The sequence below is a fragment of the Providencia sp. 21OH12SH02B-Prov genome, assembly GCF_027362595.1.
Classification (GTDB): Bacteria; Pseudomonadota; Gammaproteobacteria; order Enterobacterales; family Enterobacteriaceae; genus Providencia; species Providencia zhejiangensis.
In genome coordinates, this window is sequence record NZ_CP114796.1 from 426,007 (window position 1) to 443,656 (window position 17,650).

At 44.3% G+C, this 17,650-nt stretch carries 14 protein-coding genes and 2 tRNA genes; 13 read left to right on the forward strand and 3 right to left on the reverse strand.

Annotation, left to right across the window (positions count from 1 at the left end; genetic code table 11):
- The first annotated feature begins 128 nt into the window (after nucleotides 1–128).
- The 12 genes from secG to O7C57_RS02095 all read left to right on the forward strand — a co-directional run bounded on the left by secG (nucleotide 129) and on the right by O7C57_RS02095 (nucleotide 13,304).
- A complete protein-coding gene (gene secG / locus O7C57_RS02040) occupies nucleotides 129–467 on the forward strand; it encodes a preprotein translocase subunit SecG (RefSeq protein ID WP_154622850.1) in 339 nt (112 codons plus the stop codon).
- A gap of 93 nt (nucleotides 468–560) precedes the next feature.
- Nucleotides 561–650: transfer RNA gene (locus tag O7C57_RS02045), tRNA-Leu, on the forward strand.
- Nucleotides 651–708: 58 nt separating this feature from the next.
- Nucleotides 709–785: transfer RNA gene (locus O7C57_RS02050), tRNA-Met, on the forward strand.
- A gap of 207 nt (nucleotides 786–992) precedes the next feature.
- Nucleotides 993–1,445 carry a ribosome maturation factor RimP gene (rimP, locus tag O7C57_RS02055; RefSeq protein ID WP_014657325.1) on the forward strand — a complete coding sequence of 151 codons (453 nt, stop codon included), beginning with the start codon at nucleotides 993–995 and terminating at the stop codon, nucleotides 1,443–1,445.
- Nucleotides 1,446–1,468: 23 nt separating this feature from the next.
- A complete protein-coding gene (gene nusA, locus O7C57_RS02060; RefSeq protein WP_154622849.1) occupies nucleotides 1,469–2,977 on the forward strand; it encodes a transcription termination factor NusA in 1,509 nt (502 codons plus the stop codon).
- A 23-nt stretch (nucleotides 2,978–3,000) separates the two neighbouring features.
- Nucleotides 3,001–5,733 (forward strand): translation initiation factor IF-2, encoded by a 2,733-nt coding sequence (gene infB, locus O7C57_RS02065; protein WP_154622848.1) that lies wholly within the window; start codon nucleotides 3,001–3,003, stop codon nucleotides 5,731–5,733.
- Nucleotides 5,734–5,935: 202 nt separating this feature from the next.
- Nucleotides 5,936–6,346: a 30S ribosome-binding factor RbfA gene (gene rbfA, locus O7C57_RS02070; protein ID WP_269723541.1), complete on the forward strand. Its 411-nt coding sequence runs from the start codon at nucleotides 5,936–5,938 to the stop codon at nucleotides 6,344–6,346.
- Entirely contained in the window at nucleotides 6,346–7,290 is a 945-nt protein-coding gene (gene truB / locus O7C57_RS02075) for a tRNA pseudouridine(55) synthase TruB (RefSeq protein WP_154622846.1), read from the forward strand. Before rbfA ends, truB begins: the two co-directional genes overlap by 1 nt.
- 122 nt (nucleotides 7,291–7,412) lie before the next feature.
- Entirely contained in the window at nucleotides 7,413–7,682 is a 270-nt protein-coding gene (gene rpsO / locus O7C57_RS02080; RefSeq protein ID WP_154622845.1) for a 30S ribosomal protein S15, read from the forward strand.
- Between the two features lie 401 nt (nucleotides 7,683–8,083).
- A complete protein-coding gene (gene pnp, locus O7C57_RS02085) occupies nucleotides 8,084–10,207 on the forward strand; it encodes a polyribonucleotide nucleotidyltransferase (RefSeq protein ID WP_154622844.1) in 2,124 nt (707 codons plus the stop codon).
- Nucleotides 10,208–10,285: 78 nt separating this feature from the next.
- Entirely contained in the window at nucleotides 10,286–11,203 is a 918-nt protein-coding gene (gene nlpI / locus O7C57_RS02090) for a lipoprotein NlpI (protein ID WP_154622843.1), read from the forward strand.
- A 169-nt stretch (nucleotides 11,204–11,372) separates the two neighbouring features.
- Entirely contained in the window at nucleotides 11,373–13,304 is a 1,932-nt protein-coding gene (locus O7C57_RS02095) for a DEAD/DEAH family ATP-dependent RNA helicase (protein WP_154622842.1), read from the forward strand.
- Nucleotides 13,305–13,534: 230 nt separating this feature from the next.
- Here O7C57_RS02095 and O7C57_RS02100 read toward each other — a convergent pair whose 3' ends face one another.
- The 3 genes from O7C57_RS02100 to O7C57_RS02110 all read right to left on the reverse strand — a co-directional run bounded on the left by O7C57_RS02100 (nucleotide 13,535) and on the right by O7C57_RS02110 (nucleotide 16,429).
- A complete protein-coding gene (locus O7C57_RS02100; RefSeq protein ID WP_154622841.1) occupies nucleotides 13,535–13,909 on the reverse strand; it encodes a YjaA family stress response protein in 375 nt (124 codons plus the stop codon).
- Between the two features lie 102 nt (nucleotides 13,910–14,011).
- On the reverse strand, nucleotides 14,012–14,728 hold the full coding sequence (btsR, locus tag O7C57_RS02105) for a two-component system response regulator BtsR (RefSeq protein ID WP_154622840.1): 717 nt from the start codon (nucleotides 14,726–14,728) through the stop codon (nucleotides 14,012–14,014).
- 15 nt (nucleotides 14,729–14,743) lie between these two features.
- Nucleotides 14,744–16,429: a sensor histidine kinase gene (locus O7C57_RS02110; RefSeq protein ID WP_269723542.1), complete on the reverse strand. Its 1,686-nt coding sequence runs from the start codon at nucleotides 16,427–16,429 to the stop codon at nucleotides 14,744–14,746.
- A gap of 240 nt (nucleotides 16,430–16,669) precedes the next feature.
- Here O7C57_RS02110 and O7C57_RS02115 point away from each other — a divergent pair, with 240 nt between their 5' ends.
- Entirely contained in the window at nucleotides 16,670–17,641 is a 972-nt protein-coding gene (locus tag O7C57_RS02115; RefSeq protein WP_154622838.1) for an HlyD family secretion protein, read from the forward strand.
- The last annotated feature ends 9 nt before the right edge of the window (nucleotides 17,642–17,650 follow it).

Sequence of the window (17,650 nt, forward strand, 5' to 3'; positions counted from 1 at the left end):
TCAGCTTTGGTTAGTATTCGCACCTGCTCAATCCTGTAAAGGTCTTCCTGAAAGGTAAAATGAGTAGGTGTGCAGTACTTTAGGTCATAGTGGTAACACTATGTGCCGCAACTGAATAGGTAACTCGAATGTACATAGCTCTTTTAATTGTTTTCTTGTTGGTAGCTATCGGCCTTATTGGTCTGATCATGTTGCAACAAGGTAAAGGTGCTGACATGGGTGCGTCATTCGGTGCGGGTGCATCTGCAACACTGTTTGGTTCATCGGGTTCTGGTAACTTCATGACTCGTATGACTGGAATCTTGGCTGCTGCGTTTTTCATTATCAGTTTGATTCTTGGCAACATGACTGCCAACAAATATGGAACTGGTAGTAAGTGGGAAAACATCAGTGAACCGGCAAAAGTCGAGCAACCAACAGACGTTCCGGCAGCACCAGCTACACCAACGAGTGATATTCCTCGTTAAGTGTTAAAGATTCCGGATGAAGGCCTTTAGCCATCATCAAAATAAAGAATTTGAGGTTATTGTTTATTAATAAATGAATAACCTCGCCTCAGTGCCGAGGTGGTGAAATTGGTATACACGCTACCTTGAGGTGGTAGTGCCTACAAAACGGGCGTACGGGTTCAAGTCCCGTCCTCGGCACCATTATTTAGATAACTTGTGCTATACGAGTTATTTGTGTAGAATATGTCACGTTTTCGAACGCGGGATGGAGCAGCTTGGTAGCTCGTCGGGCTCATAACCCGAAGGTCGTCGGTTCAAATCCGGCTCCCGCAACCAATTCTTAGTCAGCATATCTTGTCAGATGTATTTATCGGAATTTCTCATCGATTTATCTAGATTTTAAAGATATACTAAGAACATGGTAGAACCCGTTGGCACTACAGGGTCCAGTTTCATAAAGCCCCGAAATTTCGGGGTTTTTTGTTATTTGACAATCGAATTAACTGGGCTTTTATAGCCCTTTTTTTATGTCTGGGGGTGGGCTTGTCCACATTAGAACAAAAATTGACAGAGATGATTTCAGCACCGGTGGAAGCACTTGGCTTTGAATTTGTAGGCTTAGAGTTTGTCCGTGCGCGTACATCGACATTGCGTGTTTTCATCGATAGTGAAGAAGGCATCACTGTTGATGATTGTGCTGATGTCAGCCATCAGGTGAGTGCAGTGTTGGATGTCGAAGATCCAATCTCTGTGGTCTATAACCTAGAAATATCGTCACCAGGGCTAGAGCGCCCGCTATTCACTGTCGCCCATTATGAGCGTTTTGTCGGTGAAGAGGTGGCACTGACTTTACGCATAGCGATGCAGAACCGCCGTAGATGGCAAGGCATTATTAAAGCCGTCGAAGGTGAAATGATAACGGTTACTGTGGATGGTAAGGATGAAGTGTTCGCCCTTGGCAACATCCAGAAAGCTAACTTGGTACCCCACTTTTAATTAAGTTCAATGAGGCAACTAGGATGAACAAAGAAATTCTGGCTGTTGTAGAAGCGGTTTCTAACGAAAAATCCCTCCCTCGTGAAAAAATATTCGAGGCTCTGGAAACAGCACTAGCGACAGCAACCAAAAAGAAATATGAACAAGAAATCGACGTTCGTGTAGCGATTGATCGTAAATCTGGTGATTTTGACACTTTTCGTCGTTGGTTAATTGTTGAAGATGTTACTATGCCAACGCGTGAAATTACGCTGGAAGCTGCACAATTTGAAAACCCAGAATTTCAACTGGGCGAATACGTTGAAGATCAGATTGAATCTGTTGCGTTTGACCGTATTACAACACAAACAGCAAAACAAGTTATCGTTCAGAAAGTTCGTGAAGCTGAACGTGCAATGGTCGTTGACCAGTTCCGTGAGCAGCAAGGCGAAATCATCACTGCTCAAGTTAAAAAAGTTAATCGTGAAAATATTACGTTAGATCTTGGCAATAATGCTGAAGCCGTTATCTTACGTGAAGATATGTTACCGCGTGAAAATTTCCGTCCAGGTGACCGAATTCGTGGTGTGCTGTATGATGTCCGTCCTGAAGCACGCGGTGCGCAACTTTTTGTGACCCGTTCTCGCCCTGAAATGCTGATTGAACTATTCCGCATTGAAGTGCCAGAAATCGGTGAAGAAATTATTGAAATCAAAGCTGCTGCTCGTGATCCCGGTTCTCGTGCCAAGATTGCAGTAAAAACTAACGATAAGCGTATTGATCCAGTCGGTGCTTGTGTTGGTATGCGTGGTGCGCGAGTTCAAGCGGTTTCTAGTGAGTTAGGCGGCGAGCGAATTGATATTGTGTTATGGGATGATAACCCAGCTCAATTCGTGATTAATGCAATGGCTCCGGCTGATGTGGCATCTATTGTGGTCGATGAAGACAAATGTACAATGGATGTTGCCGTAGAAAGCAGTAATTTAGCTCAAGCGATCGGCCGTAATGGTCAAAACGTTCGTTTGGCGGCACAATTACTGAAAAAACACCGTGGTGATGACAAATGGGAACTGAATGTCATGACCGCAGAAGAGCTGAATGCAAAACATCAGGCAGAAGCACATGCTTCTATTGACACATTCACCAAGCATCTTGATATTGATGAAGAGTTCGCCACTGCACTTGTTGAAGAAGGCTTCTCGACGTTAGAAGAACTGGCCTACGTGCCTATCAAAGAGCTTCTGGAAATTGACGGTTTAGATGAAGAAACTGTTGAAGTTCTACGTGAAAGAGCGAAAGCGGCCCTTACCACAATTGAATTGGCTCAAAAAGAGAGCCTAGGTGATAATCAGCCAGCAGAAGATTTATTAAATCTGGAAGGTATGGATAATACTTTGGCCTATAATTTGGCTACTCGCGGTATCTGTACACTGGAAGATCTTGCTGAGCAGGGCATCGACGACCTTATTGATATTGAAGGTCTGGATGGTGAGAAAGCAGGTGCACTCATCATGGCCGCACGTAATATTTGCTGGTTCGGTAACGATGCGTAAACACTGTAGCAGGAAGGAACGGCATGACAGAAACTGTAAAATCATTGGCAGCAGAAATTCAAACCACAGTTGAACGCCTGATACAGCAATTTGCTGAAGCAGGGATCAAAAAAGGTGAGAATGACTCTGTTAGTCAGTCAGAAAAAGAGACATTGCTGGGCCATTTGAATCGTGAACAAGGCGGTTCTGCGGGTCAGCCAAGTAAGTTAACACTACAACGTAAAACGCGTAGTACGTTGAGTGTTCCAGTCACCGGTGGTAAGAGCAAATCGGTAAATGTAGAAGTCCGCAAAAAACGCACTTATGTGAACCGCGACGCTGAGCAAGCGCAAGCGGAAGAGCAGGCGAAGCGTGAAGCGGAAGAGCAAGCACGGCGCGAAGCTGAAGAACTGGCCAAACGCGAAGCAGAAGCAAAACGTATTGCAGAAGAAAATGCGAAACGTGAAGCAGAAGCAAAGCGCGAGGCCGAAGAGAAAGCAAAACGTGAAGCAGCTGAAAAAGCTACGCGCGAAGTAGCGGAAAGAGAAAAAGTGAAACCAAGCGAAAATCATCAAAAAGCTGGCAAAGCCGGTGAAAACAACTCTGAAAAACAGCGCCGTGAAGCTGAAGCTGCGGCTCTGAAACGTAAAGTTGAAGAAGAAACCCAGCGTAAAGTTGAAGCTGAAGCGAGACGTGTAGCTGAAGAAGCCCGCAAAATGGCAGAAGAAAATAACGATAAGTGGAATAATGATTCCAAAGTCGACGATGATAGTGATTATCACACGACAACTTCTCGTCATGCTCGTGCCGCGGAAGATGAAAACGACGAGAAAGAAGAAGGCCGTCGTTCTCGTAACCGTAGCGCTAAAGCGCCTCGCCAGAAGAAAGGGAATAAACTTTCTGAGAAGGCTGATCGCGAAGAAGAACGCGCTGTGGGTCGCTCTAATCGTGTCAAAGGTAAACAACGTAAAGGTAGCTCACTGCAACAAAGCTTTAATAAGCCAGCCGCAGCAGTTAACCGTGATGTTGTTATCGGCGAAACGATCACTGTCGGTGAACTGGCGAATAAAATGGCCGTTAAAGGCTCACAAGTGATTAAAACAATGATGAAGATGGGCGCGATGGCGACTATCAACCAAGTCATTGACCAAGAAACTGCACAACTGGTTGCAGAAGAAATGGGGCACAAAGTTATCCTTCGCCGTGAAAACGAGCTAGAAGAAGCGGTAATGAACGATCGTGATACAGGTTCAGCGGGTGAAGAACCTCGTGCACCTGTCGTCACTATCATGGGTCACGTTGACCATGGTAAAACGTCGCTACTTGACTATATTCGTTCGACCAAAGTTGCTTCTGGTGAAGCGGGTGGTATCACCCAGCACATTGGTGCTTACCATGTGCAGACAGACAAAGGTATGATTACCTTCTTAGACACCCCTGGTCACGCCGCGTTTACGTCAATGCGTGCTCGTGGTGCACAGGCAACGGATATCGTTGTTCTGGTTGTTGCAGCAGATGATGGCGTGATGCCACAAACGATTGAAGCCATCCAACACGCGAAAGCGGCGGGTGTGCCAATTGTTGTTGCTGTGAACAAAATTGATAAACCAGAAGCTGACCCAGATCGCGTTAGAAATGAGCTGTCACAATACGGCGTTATTTCTGAAGATTGGGGTGGTGATACACAATTTATCAGTGTATCAGCGAAAAAAGGAACGGGTATTGATGACCTGCTCGATGCTATCTTGCTGCAAGCTGAAGTATTAGAACTGAAAGCGGTTTATGCAGGTATGGCAAGCGGTGTGGTTGTTGAGTCTTATCTTGATAAAGGACGTGGTCCAGTTGCGACTATCCTTGTTCAAGAAGGGACGCTTAACAAAGGCGATATCGTTCTGTGTGGCTTTGAATACGGCCGTATTCGTGCAATGCGTAACGAATTAGGTAAAGAGGTGCAATCTGCGGGTCCATCCATGCCTGTTGAAATCCTCGGCCTATCAAATGTACCGTCAGCCGGTGATGAAGCAACGGTTGTTCGTGACGAGAAAAAAGCACGTGAAGTTGCATTGTATCGCCAAGGTAAATTCCGTGATGTGAAACTGGCTCGCCAGCAGAAATCTAAACTGGAAAACATGTTTGCTAACATGGAAGACGGTAAAGTGTCTGAATTGAACATTGTTCTGAAAACCGATGTTCAAGGTACTTGTGAAGCCATTACTGACTCACTGATGAAACTGTCTACTGATGAAGTGAAAATTAAAATCATCGGTTCTGGCGTGGGTGGTATCACAGAAACTGACGCGACATTGGCAGCTGCGTCAAATGCGATTATTCTTGGCTTTAACGTTCGTGCGGATGCATCTGCTCGTCGTGTTATCGAGAGTGAAAGTGTTGACTTACGTTACTATTCCGTCATCTATAGCTTGATTGATGAGATCAAACAAGCGATGAGCGGTATGCTGGCGCCTGAATACAAACAGCAAATCATGGGGCTTGCCGAAGTCCGTGATGTATTTAAGTCACCAAAATTTGGTGCAATCGCAGGTTGTATGGTGACAGAAGGTACTATCAAGCGTAATAACCCAATCCGCGTCCTACGTGATAACGTTGTTATTTACGAAGGTGAGCTGGAGTCATTACGTCGCTTTAAAGATGACGTCAACGAAGTACGTAACGGTATGGAATGTGGTATCGGTGTTAAGAACTACAATGACGTCCGTGTTGGCGATATGATTGAAGTCTTTGAAGTGATTGAAGTTAAGCGTTCTATTGACGGTTAATTTCTTTGATATACTGTAATTACAGATTAATATTTATTCTAAATCATTTAGGATGCCGTTAGGCGACAAGTGAATGAGTGCTTAAGAAGATACATCGGTATGTGATTAGGACGAATCAGCGTAGTCAACAACACGGCATCTTAAAAGTAGGATGAGTATATTTGGGGGGCTTATGCCCCCCTTAATGTCAGGAGATATAACGATGGCAAGAGAATTTAGTCGTTCTCAGCGCGTAGCACAAGAAATGCAAAAAGAAATTGCGATTATCTTGCAGCGTGAAGTTAAAGATCCCCGCATTGGAATGGCAACGGTTTCAGGTGTTGAGCTTTCAAGAGATTTAGCGTATGGCAAGGTGTTTGTTACCTTCCTTAATATCTCTCATGAAGAGCATGAATCTCAAATGGTGCAAGATGGCATTAAAGCTCTGAATGAAGTCTCAGGTTTTATTCGTTCTTTGCTAGGTAAAGCGATGCGCTTACGTGTTATTCCTGAGTTAACGTTTTCTTACGATAGCTCACTGGTTGATGGTATGCGTATGTCTAACTTAGTTTCGAATGTGATTCGCAATGATGAAATGCGTCGTGCGGATGCGGATAGTAAAGAGGAAAAATAATGGGGCGTCGTCGTAGCGGCCGTGATATACATGGCGTTTTGCTGCTGGATAAACCCACGGATATTTCTTCAAATGATGCGCTGCAAAAAGTGCGGCGCTTCTTCAATGCAAATAAAGCGGGTCACACGGGTGCGTTAGATCCACTTGCAACAGGGATGCTCCCTGTTTGTCTCGGTGAAGCAACCAAATTTTCTCAATTTTTACTCGATTCAGATAAGCGCTATCGTGTGATTGCACGGTTGGGTCAACGTACGGATACGTCTGATTCTCATGGTGAAATTATTAGTGAGCGCGATGTTGAGTTTACACAGGCTCAGCTGGACGCTGCATTAGCGCATTTTCGTGGTGATACCTTACAAGTGCCCTCTATGTACTCGGCATTGAAACATCAGGGGCGTCCATTGTATGAATATGCACGAAAAGGGATCACTGTTGAACGAGAAGCCCGTCCGATAACGGTTTATGAGTTGCAATTTCTTCGTTTAGAAAATAATGAACTTGAGCTGGAAATTCACTGCTCTAAAGGCACCTATATTCGGACAATTATAGATGATTTAGGTGAAATGTTAGGCTGTGGTGCTCATGTGATTTATTTGCGTCGAGTTCAAGTCGCCAATTATCCATACGAACGTATGGTTACATTGGAGCAACTCGCCGAACTAAGAGCGAAGGTTGATGAGGGTGAAGGCACTTTCGAGTCGTTACTTGATCCTTTATTGCTACCAATGGATACCGCGGTTATTCATTTTCCAGTCATTAATTTGACCGACGAAACGGCTGCTTATTTCAAGCAAGGCCAGCCGGTCAGGGCGGATATCGGTCAACTTGCCGAAGGTACAATGGTACGTATTACTTGTGGTGCAGCGCAGCGTTTTATTGGTATCGCATTAATCAGTGAAGACCTACGAATTGCCCCACGGCGTTTAGTTGTCGAAAATGAATAATCTGCATAGCGGCGCTTATTGCTTTGCTGCTACAAGCAGCGTAGAATAGCGGCGCTTAATCTGTGAGATACTAAATTAGAGATTGGGTCTCATTACATACATTTATACATTTGGAGTTTATTATGTCTCTAAGTACTGAAGCGAAAGCAAAAATCGTTGCTGAATTCGGCCGCGATGCTAACGACACTGGTTCAAGTGAAGTGCAAATCGCACTGTTAACTGCGCAAATCAACCACCTGCAAAGCCACTTTTCAGAGCACAAAAAAGATCACCACAGCCGTCGTGGTCTGCTGCGTATGGTTGCTCAGCGTCGTAGATTGCAAGCTTACCTGAAAGGTAAAGATATCGCACGTTACACAGCTCTGATCGAGCGTCTGGGTCTGCGTCGCTAATCTATACTCTAAATAATTCTAGGTGCAGCTAGTCAATAAGTGAATTGAAAGGCTAGGCGCAGAGTTATGTGGCTAGCTTAAATTAGCCTAGTTAACATCGCTGCAACTCGAAATATGACGACTATAGTCAGTTTCAGTGGAAAGGGGCCAAATGGCCCCTTTTCTTCTAAAAGTTATACATAAAGTTGAAGTAGTACTCGAATTATACTTAACTTAAATGCTAAGCTATAGTTCCTAATTAATTGTTTTATTAACGCCTCTTCAGCTACACCGATTCGCGCGGCTAATGAGAACATTGATTATATGAACATCAGTGTTCTCATTAGTCGCGAGGCTGTAGTAGGAAGAGAAAGCCAATGCCACTAGAGAAGCTCAGGTGGCCTAAAATAAAGGGTGATATTTTGTTAAATCCTATTGTTCGTAAATTTCAATACGGTCAGCATACTGTATCCATCGAAACTGGCATGATCGCGCGTCAAGCGACGGCGGCTGTGATGGTAAATATGGATGATACAGCAGTATTTGTTACTGCGGTTGCTCAGAAAAAAGTTAAAGAAGGTCAGGATTTCTTCCCTCTGACGGTTAACTATCAAGAGCGCTCTTATGCGGCAGGTCGTATCCCGGGTAGCTTTTTCCGTCGTGAAGGTCGCCCAGGCGAAGGCGAAACACTGATCGCTCGTTTGATTGACCGTCCTCTACGTCCTCTGTTCCCAGAAGGTTTCCTCAACGAAATCCAAATCATTGCAACGGTTGTTTCAGTTAACCCTCAAGTTAACCCTGATATCGTCGCTATGATTGGTGCTTCAGCTGCACTGGCCTTGTCCGGCGTTCCTTTCAATGGTCCAATTGGTGCGGCACGTGTTGGTTTCATTAATGATCAATATGTTCTGAACCCAACAGCAGATGAGCTGAAATCAAGCCGTCTCGACTTAGTTGTTGCGGGCACTGAAGGTGCTGTTCTGATGGTTGAATCAGAAGCAGAGCTGTTAAGCGAAGAGCAAATGCTAGGTGCTGTTGTTTTTGGTCATGACCAACAACAAGTTGTCATTAAAGAGATTAACGAATTAGTTAAAGAAGCAGGCAAAGAAAAATGGGATTGGCAACCAGAGCCAGTTAACCAAGCTCTGCGTGATAAAGTGGCTGCACTGGCTGAAAGCCGTATGGGCGACGCATACCGCATTACTGAAAAACAAGAGCGTTATGCGCAAGTTGACTTGATTAAAGAAGAAGTGACCGCTGCTATCGTTGCTGAAGACGAAAACGTAGATGTCGCTGAAGTTGCTGAAATTTTGGCTAACTTAGAAAAACAAGTTGTTCGTAGCCGTGTTATTCGTGGTGAGCCACGTATCGATGGTCGTGAGAAAGACATGGTGCGTGCTCTCGACGTGCGTACGGGTGTTCTACCTCGTACCCATGGTTCCGCCCTGTTTACACGTGGTGAAACTCAGGCTCTGGTTACCGCAACATTGGGTACTGAGCGTGATGCACAGGTTATTGACCAGTTAATGGGCGAATATACTGATCGTTTCTTGTTCCATTATAATTTCCCTCCATATTCTGTCGGTGAAACGGGCATGGTAGGTTCACCTAAGCGCCGTGAAATTGGTCATGGTCGTTTAGCAAAACGTGGTGTATTGGCTGTTATGCCTGACCATGCTGACTTCCCATATACTGTTCGTGTGGTATCAGAAATCACTGAATCAAATGGTTCATCATCAATGGCGTCAGTTTGTGGTGCTTCGTTGGCTCTGATGGATGCTGGTGTTCCAATTAAAGCGGCTGTTGCTGGTATTGCAATGGGTCTCGTGAAAGAAGGTGATGATTTTGTTGTTCTGTCCGATATCCTAGGTGATGAAGACCACTTGGGTGATATGGACTTTAAAGTGGCGGGTAGCCGTGATGGTATCAGCGCACTGCAAATGGACATCAAAATTGAAGGTATCACTCGCGAAATCATGCAAGTGGCATTGAACCAAGCAAAAGGTGCTCGTCTGCATATTTTAGGGACAATGGAACAAGCGATTAACAGTCCTCGCGAAGAGATCTCTGAATTTGCTCCGCGTATTTATACTATTCGTATTAATCCGGACAAGATTAAAGATGTTATCGGTAAAGGTGGTTCTGTGATCCGTGCACTGACAGAAGAAACGGGGACAACCATCGAAATCGAAGATGACGGTACAGTGAAGATCGCCGCGACCGACGGTCTAAAAGCGAAAGAAGCTATTCGTCGTATTGAAGAAATTACCGCTGAAGTTGAAGTGGGTCGTATTTACCAAGGTAAAGTGACTCGTATTGTTGATTTCGGAGCATTTGTTGCTATCGGTGGCGGTAAAGAAGGTTTGGTTCACATTTCTCAAATCGCGGACAAGCGTGTTGAGAAAGTGACTGACTATCTGCAAATGGGTCAAGAAGTTCCTGTTAAGGTATTGGAAATCGACCGTCAAGGCCGTATCCGCCTGAGCATGAAAGAAGCTGTCGCGACTGAAGAAACTCCAGCACAGCAGCAGGACTCAGCAGAATAGGCTGAATCTGAACAGCGCCCTATGTTTTAGGGCGCATAGCCATAATTTGCTGACACAGTGGTAATGTAAGGACGGAGTATGCTGAACAGTATCTGTCTTCGGTTTAGGGGCTTAAACGCGTTAACTCGCGGGGTCTCTGCGCTTATCTTTTTTGTGCTCCTTGGATGCAGTAACAAAGATTGGCGTAAAAACGAGGTATTTGCTGTTCCTCTGCAACCTTCACTACAACAAGAAGTAATATTGGCTCGTATGGAACAAATCCTTGCGAGCCGATCTTTGACCGATGATGAATACGCCCAGCTTTTATATGAGCGCGGAGTGTTGTATGATAGTCTCGGTTTGAGGGCGTTAGCGCGCAATGATTTTTCAACAGCGTTAGCTATTCGTCCCGATATTCCTGAAATCTTTAACTTTTTAGGAATATATTTTACGCAGGCTGGCAACTATGATGCCGCCTATGAAGCGTTTGATTCTGTATTAGAGCTTGATCCAACTTACAATTTCGCGCGTATGAATCGTGGCATCGCATTATATTACGGTGGCCGATACAAATTAGCGCAGGATGATCTGCTGGCGTATTATCAGATAGATCCAAATGATCCTTTTCGCACACTATGGCTTTATCTAGTAGAGAAAGACATAGACCCGCGTGTAGCACAGGATAACCTGGCTGCTCGTTATAACAGCGCGGAGAAAGGGCTATGGGGCTGGAATATCGTAGAGTTTTATCTAGGCAATATCAGTGAGAACACATTGATGGCGCGTTTGAAAGAAACTTCTGCGGATAACACTTCGCTCGCTGAGCATCTCAGTGAAACTAACTTCTATTTAGGTAAGCATTACCTAAGTCTGGGGGATAAGGATAGCGCAACTGCGTTATTCAAACTGACGGTGGCTAACAACGCCCACAGCTTTGTTGAACACCGCTATGCATTGTTGGAATTGGCGCTGTTAGGCCAAGAACAAGACGACCTTTTAGAATCGGGCCAGCAATAGCTGACGAACATTTCATGATTATTTTTTGAGTCATCATCCTTCGGGGTGACGGCCTATTTGTTCGTTTAATAACACAATTTGAGCCAGTTCACATTTTAAATGAAAATGACCGAAATGAATTTCGCACGGTTATGTAAACTGGCCGCCATTAAGTATGAGGCACCTTTACATGACCACCGAGACTGATATCTCTTTCGCTGATTTAGGTTTATCAGCGTCTATTTTGACTGCACTAAACGACCTGGGATATGAAAAACCTTCGCCAATCCAAAAACAATGTATCCCATTGTTGATGGATGGTAATGATGTGCTGGGTATGGCTCAGACGGGTAGTGGTAAAACCGCTGCATTCAGTCTGCCACTGCTCCATAACATCGACCCTGATTTAAAAGCTCCGCAAATTTTAGTCCTAGCACCAACGCGTGAGTTGGCGGTACAGGTTGCTGAAGCGATGAGCGATTTTTCTAAACACATGAGCCGCGTTAACGTTGTTGCCCTGTATGGCGGTCAACGTTATGACGTTCAGTTGCGTGCTCTACGCCAAGGACCACAAGTGGTTGTTGGTACACCAGGTCGTCTACTTGACCACCTGAAGCGTGGTACGTTAGACCTGTCTAAACTGAAAGGTTTAGTATTGGATGAAGCTGATGAAATGCTGCGTATGGGCTTTATTGAAGATGTAGAAAACATCATGAGCCAAATCCCAGCAGAACATCAAACAGCACTGTTCTCTGCAACGATGCCAGAACCGATTCGTCGTATTACACGTCGTTTCATGAAAGAGCCTAAAGAAATTCGCATTCAGGCTAGTATTACAACACGTCCAGATATTGCTCAAAGCTATTGGACTGTTTACGGTATGCGTAAAAATGAAGCGTTGGTTCGTTTCTTGGAAGCAGAAGACTTTGATGCGGCAATCATCTTTGTTCGTACTAAGAACGCAACGCTAGAAGTGGCTGAAGCCCTTGAGCGTAATGGCTATAACAGTGCGGCACTGAATGGTGATATGAACCAAGCACTGCGTGAGCAGACTCTGGAACGTTTAAAAGACGGCCGTTTAGATATTCTGATCGCAACAGATGTTGCGGCGCGTGGCCTTGACGTTGATCGTATTAGTTTAGTTGTTAACTACGACATCCCTATGGATGCAGAATCTTATGTTCACCGTATCGGTCGTACAGGTCGTGCAGGCCGTGCTGGTCGCGCATTACTGTTCGTTGAGAACCGTGAACGCCGCTTGCTGCGTAACGTTGAACGTACGATGAAACTGACGATCCCAGAAGTTGAGCTGCCAGATTCTCAATTGCTGAGTGAACGTCGTCAGGCGAAATTTGCTGAGAAAATTCAACAGCAATTTGAAAGCAGCGACTTAGATCAATACCGTGCACTGCTGAAAAAACTGTCACCGTCAGAAGATGTTGATATGGAAACATTAGCAGCAGCACTGCTGAAAATGGCACAAGGTGAGCGTGCGCTGATCCTGCCACCTGATGCACCACGTCGTCCACGTCGTGAATTCAATGACCGTGATGACCGTCGTCGTGACCGTAATGGTAATGGTTTCGAGCGTGCAGAACGTGGTGATCGCGGCGGTCGTCGTGAACGCCGTGATGTTGGTGATATGGAAATGTATCGTATCGAAGTGGGTCGCGATGATGGTGTGGAAGTTCGTCACATCGTTGGTGCGATTGCTAACGAAGCCGATATCAGCAGCCGTTATATCGGTAATATCAAGTTGTACGGGACTCACTCGACGATTGAATTACCAAAAGGCATGCCGACTGACGTATTAACGCATTTAAGCCGTGCGCGCATTCTGAATAAACCAACACAAATGCAATTGATTGGTGATGCACAACCATTTGAGCGCCGTGAGCGTCGTGGTGGTCCACGTCGTGATGGTGGCAATGAAGGTGGTTTCGGTGCGGGTCGTCGTCACGATCGTGATGGTGGAAACCGCCGTGGTGGTGATCGTGATAATGCGGGGGGTAACCGCCGTGGTGGTAACCGTGATCGCGGTAATAGCAACGGTCCACGTGGTCGCAATGAAGACCACAATACCGCCGCACCGCGTCGTCGTAGCGCTAGCCATAATGCGTAATTAGTCACGCATTTACCGAGTTCTTAGTGTAAAACGTTATCGGTAAGATCTAAAAACCCGCTTTCCATTGGATTGCGGGTTTTTTTATTATTTCAATCTATCGTCGCAACAATCGCTTTCTATATTGTGTTGCGGATTAAGACACAGCCAAGCGGTCACTCTTCCTTGTGGATGGCTACTTTGGTGCTTATCGGATATACGCAGTAAGTGGATAACAATAGGTTTTACTACTAGTTGTTTTCTAATAACTCTTCCGCTTGCCTTTGTGGCATGGGTAACTCGTCATGGCTGACAATCACTTTTTTGAGTTTATGATTAAACGCTGCAACCGTAATTTCTTCTAATAGCCTGACTTCAACGGGACTGAGTCCACCTTCATTTTTTTCTAAGGCCTGTATCACAATACGGTGATGAGTCGTTAAAGGAAGCCGAACATTGAGTTTCATGGCATCAATAAGTTGTACTAGAAGGCTTTGTGCAACGTAGAAATCCCCAATAATTAACCGAGACGATGAGAATTCCCCTTCAGCGGTGTATTCCTCATGAGTCTCTAAGTTTTTTAAGGTCATTGAGTTGGTTCGAAGCTGTAAGTAGAAGTCAGCCATGTGTGATCTCCCTATATATTCGTCATATTTCAGGTTACAGCGTTAATGGCTAGGCTTACTCGCATTAATCAGCCTAGCTGCAATTGGTATCATTTAAAGTCATTAAATTAATCCAAGTGCTTCTTTTAACGGCTTTAAATAGCGGCGGCTTACAGGAATGTGCTCCCCTGAGCTTAAGACTAGCTCTGCTTGACCATTATCACCAAACAAAATTTCACTTAACTGCGTCATGTTGACTAAATATTGACGATGACAACGAACTAATGGTGTGCGTAATTCTAAGGTTCTTAAGGTGAGTTCAGTAAAGCCTTCTTGTCCTTGGGTGCTCATCACATAAACGCCACTCATGCGTGAAGTGACATATTGAACTTCATCTAATTTCATCAGCCAAATACGGCTATGTCCTGTACATGGAATAAACTTTAGAGGTTCATGATCGCTAAGAACGTCAAGGTCTTGCTTCTGCTTACCTTGACGTAGTCGATTCAGGGTTTTATTCAGCCTTTCGCTTTCTAATGGCTTTAATAAATAATCAAAGGCATGTTCTTCAAAAGCTTGTATAGCAAACTGATTAAAGGCCGTTAAAAAGACGATATACGGCCTATCCTCAGGGTCAAGCATGCGAACCATCTCAAGGCCTGTGATACGAGGCATTTGGATATCAAGAAAGACGACATCGGGCTTCTTTTTATGAATAACACTTATCGCTTCAATAGCGTTAGCACACTCATCCATGATCTCAATATCATCATGCTCTTCTAATAAACAACGTAAGTTTTCCCGTGCAAGTGGTTCATCATCAACAATCAATACATTCATATAAATTTAATCATTTTATTGCTTTAACATGTAGGGAAGCCGTAATTGCACTCGCGTAAATTGTTCTGGTTCATACTCCACGCTAACGCCATATTGCTCGCCATATTTTAGACGTAGGCGTTTATCAACTAAACTCATTCCTAGGCCATCGTTTTGTGCTGTGGGCTGATAGAGGCCTGCATTATCTTCTATTTCAATATAAACCTGTTCACAGCGTATATAGCTTCTTATTGTAATATATCCAGTATCTAATAACTGTGAGGTGCCATGTTTAATTGCATTTTCGACGATAGGTTGCAGCGAGAATGCCGGTAATTGCACCTGTTTTAATGTGTCTGGAATATCGAGCGCTATTTGTAAATTTTCACAGAAGCGGGCTTTTTCTATTTGTAAGTAAGCATTCACATGCTCTAATTCTTCACCGAGTGTCGCATTTTGTTCAGGGCGTTTGAGGTTATTGCGAAAGAACGTTGAGAGGTATTGGACTAATTGTCCAGCTTGCCGACTGTCTCGGCGTATAACAGCTTGTAGTGTATTAAGTACGTTAAATAAAAAGTGAGGATTCACTTGCGCGTGAAGTAGCTTTACTTCCGACTGTAGCAGTGATTGTTTATTACGCTCATATTGTCCAGCGAGAATCTGTGCTGAAAATAAGCTCGCGATGCCTTCACCGAGAGTGCGGTTAATTGAGCTGAATAAACGATTTTTAGCTTCATAGAGTTTAATCGTGCCGATAACTCGCTCATTCTCCCCACGAAGGGGGATAACCAACGCGGAGCCGAGTTTACAAGTTGGGCTTAAAGAGCATTTATATGGGGTTTCATTACCATCAGCATAGACGACTTCATTATTATCGATCGCTCGCCGCGATTGCTCGGAAGCTATCGGTGTGCCTGGGCAGTGGTGATCGGCTCCGATACCAATAAAGGCTAAAATCTTTTCTCTATCCGTGATGGCGACGGCACCAATCTCTAATTCTTGATAGATGATCTTGGCTACTTTCATACTGTTATCAGTATTGAACCCTTTGCGTAAAATACCATCTGTACATAATGCGATTTTCAAGGCTTGAGCCGAAAAGGCCGTCGTGTATTTTTCAACAATCGCTCGGCGATCGAGCAAAATACGAATAAACATAGCGGCACCAATCGTGTTGGCAATCACCATGGGCGCTGCAATATTTTTCACCAGTTCTAATGCTTCATCGAAAGGACGTGCCAGTAATAGAATAATGAGCATTTGGATAATTTCAGCGACAAAGGTGACATAACTGGCGGTAATTGGGTTAAAAATTTTATCGATTTGGCCTCGTTTCATGTAATAACGATGCACTAAACCGCCAATCAATCCTTCGGCGATAGTAGAAACCATACAACTAAATGCGGTCATACCGCCGAGTGAATAACGGTGTAATCCTCCAGTGAATCCCACTGCAAAGCCAACCGCTGGCCCACCCAGTAGCCCTCCAAGCACGGAACCAATCGCACGTGTATTGGCGATAGAGTCATTGATATGTAAGCCAAAATAAGTTCCCATCACACAAAAAACAGAGAAAATAAGGTAGCACATGACCTTATGCGGCAGGCGGATAGTGACTTTTAATAGAGGGATAACAAGAGGCGTTTTACTCAATGCCCATGCAATGACTAAATAAACGCACATCTGTTGTAATAGCAGCAAAATGAGATCAAATTCGTACATAAAGGGTTCCAATTTTGGCATTTTAGCCGCGCAATTTTAGCGTAAGCTGCTGATTTAATAATAGCGATTTAGTCAAAGTTAGCTATCTTTATTTGACATAAGGGGAAAGTCGCTTCAATATTATATCTCCCCCCTCTTGTTTGTGACCTTGCGCACAAATTTATTAACGCTGTATCGGCAATTATTGCGATAATTTGATGATTATAGTTTCCTCCGTGATTATTTAGGGTTTTACTAATAATGAAAAAAAGAACAATAGCACTGATTTTGTTGATGCTGATTTTGATAGCGGCGGCGGCACTTTTCCATTCCCACAATCAATTCTTATTATTGCAAGGTGAAGTCGATGCGCCAGAGGTTATGGTGACCTCTAAGGCGAAAGGTCGTGTTATTGAACGCCATGTGGAACGCGGGGATGACGTTCAAAAAGGGCAATTGTTATTAACATTAGAGAGCCCTGAACTAACGGCACAATACGCAGCTTTAAAAGCCGCGAGAGACCAAGCGAAAGCGCAATTAGCTCAATCAATTAATGGAACACGTGAAGAAACAATTCGTAATTTACAAGCGTCATTGGCACAAGCTAACTCACAGTATCAAAATGCGACACGTGAATATACTCGCTTAAATAACTTGTCTGCTAAAGGCTACGTTTCTGCTAATGAGTTAGATAATGCACGTAAAGCAAAAGAGGTGGCTTTCCAGCAAGTACAAGGCGCAAAGGCGCAGCTTGAAGAAGCCAAAAATGGTGACCGTATTGAATTACGTCAAAAATATGCGGCACAACTGAGTGAAGCTGAACAGAAACTGGCTGAGCTGCAAGTGCAGTTAGATGACTTACAAGTGAAAGCTCCCGTTGATGGCGAAATAGGGCCTATACCCGCGGAAATTGGTGAAATTTTTAATGCAGGTAGCCCATTAATGACCATGGTCCGCATCCCACAGGCTTATTTCATTTATAACCTGCGTGAAGATATCCTTGTTGATATTAAAAAAGGTGACAAGATTCAACTTGATGTTCCCGCTTTAGGCGATAAAAAAATTGAAGCAGAGGTTCGTTATATCGCACCAAAAGGGGATTACGCAACAAAAAGGGCAACACGTGCGACAGGGGATTTCGATTTGAAAACCTTTGAAGTTCGTTTGTATCCATTAGAACCGGTTGATGGCTTAAGACCGGGTATGAGCGTGTTATGGCGCTGGGATAAATAAAAGGCGCTG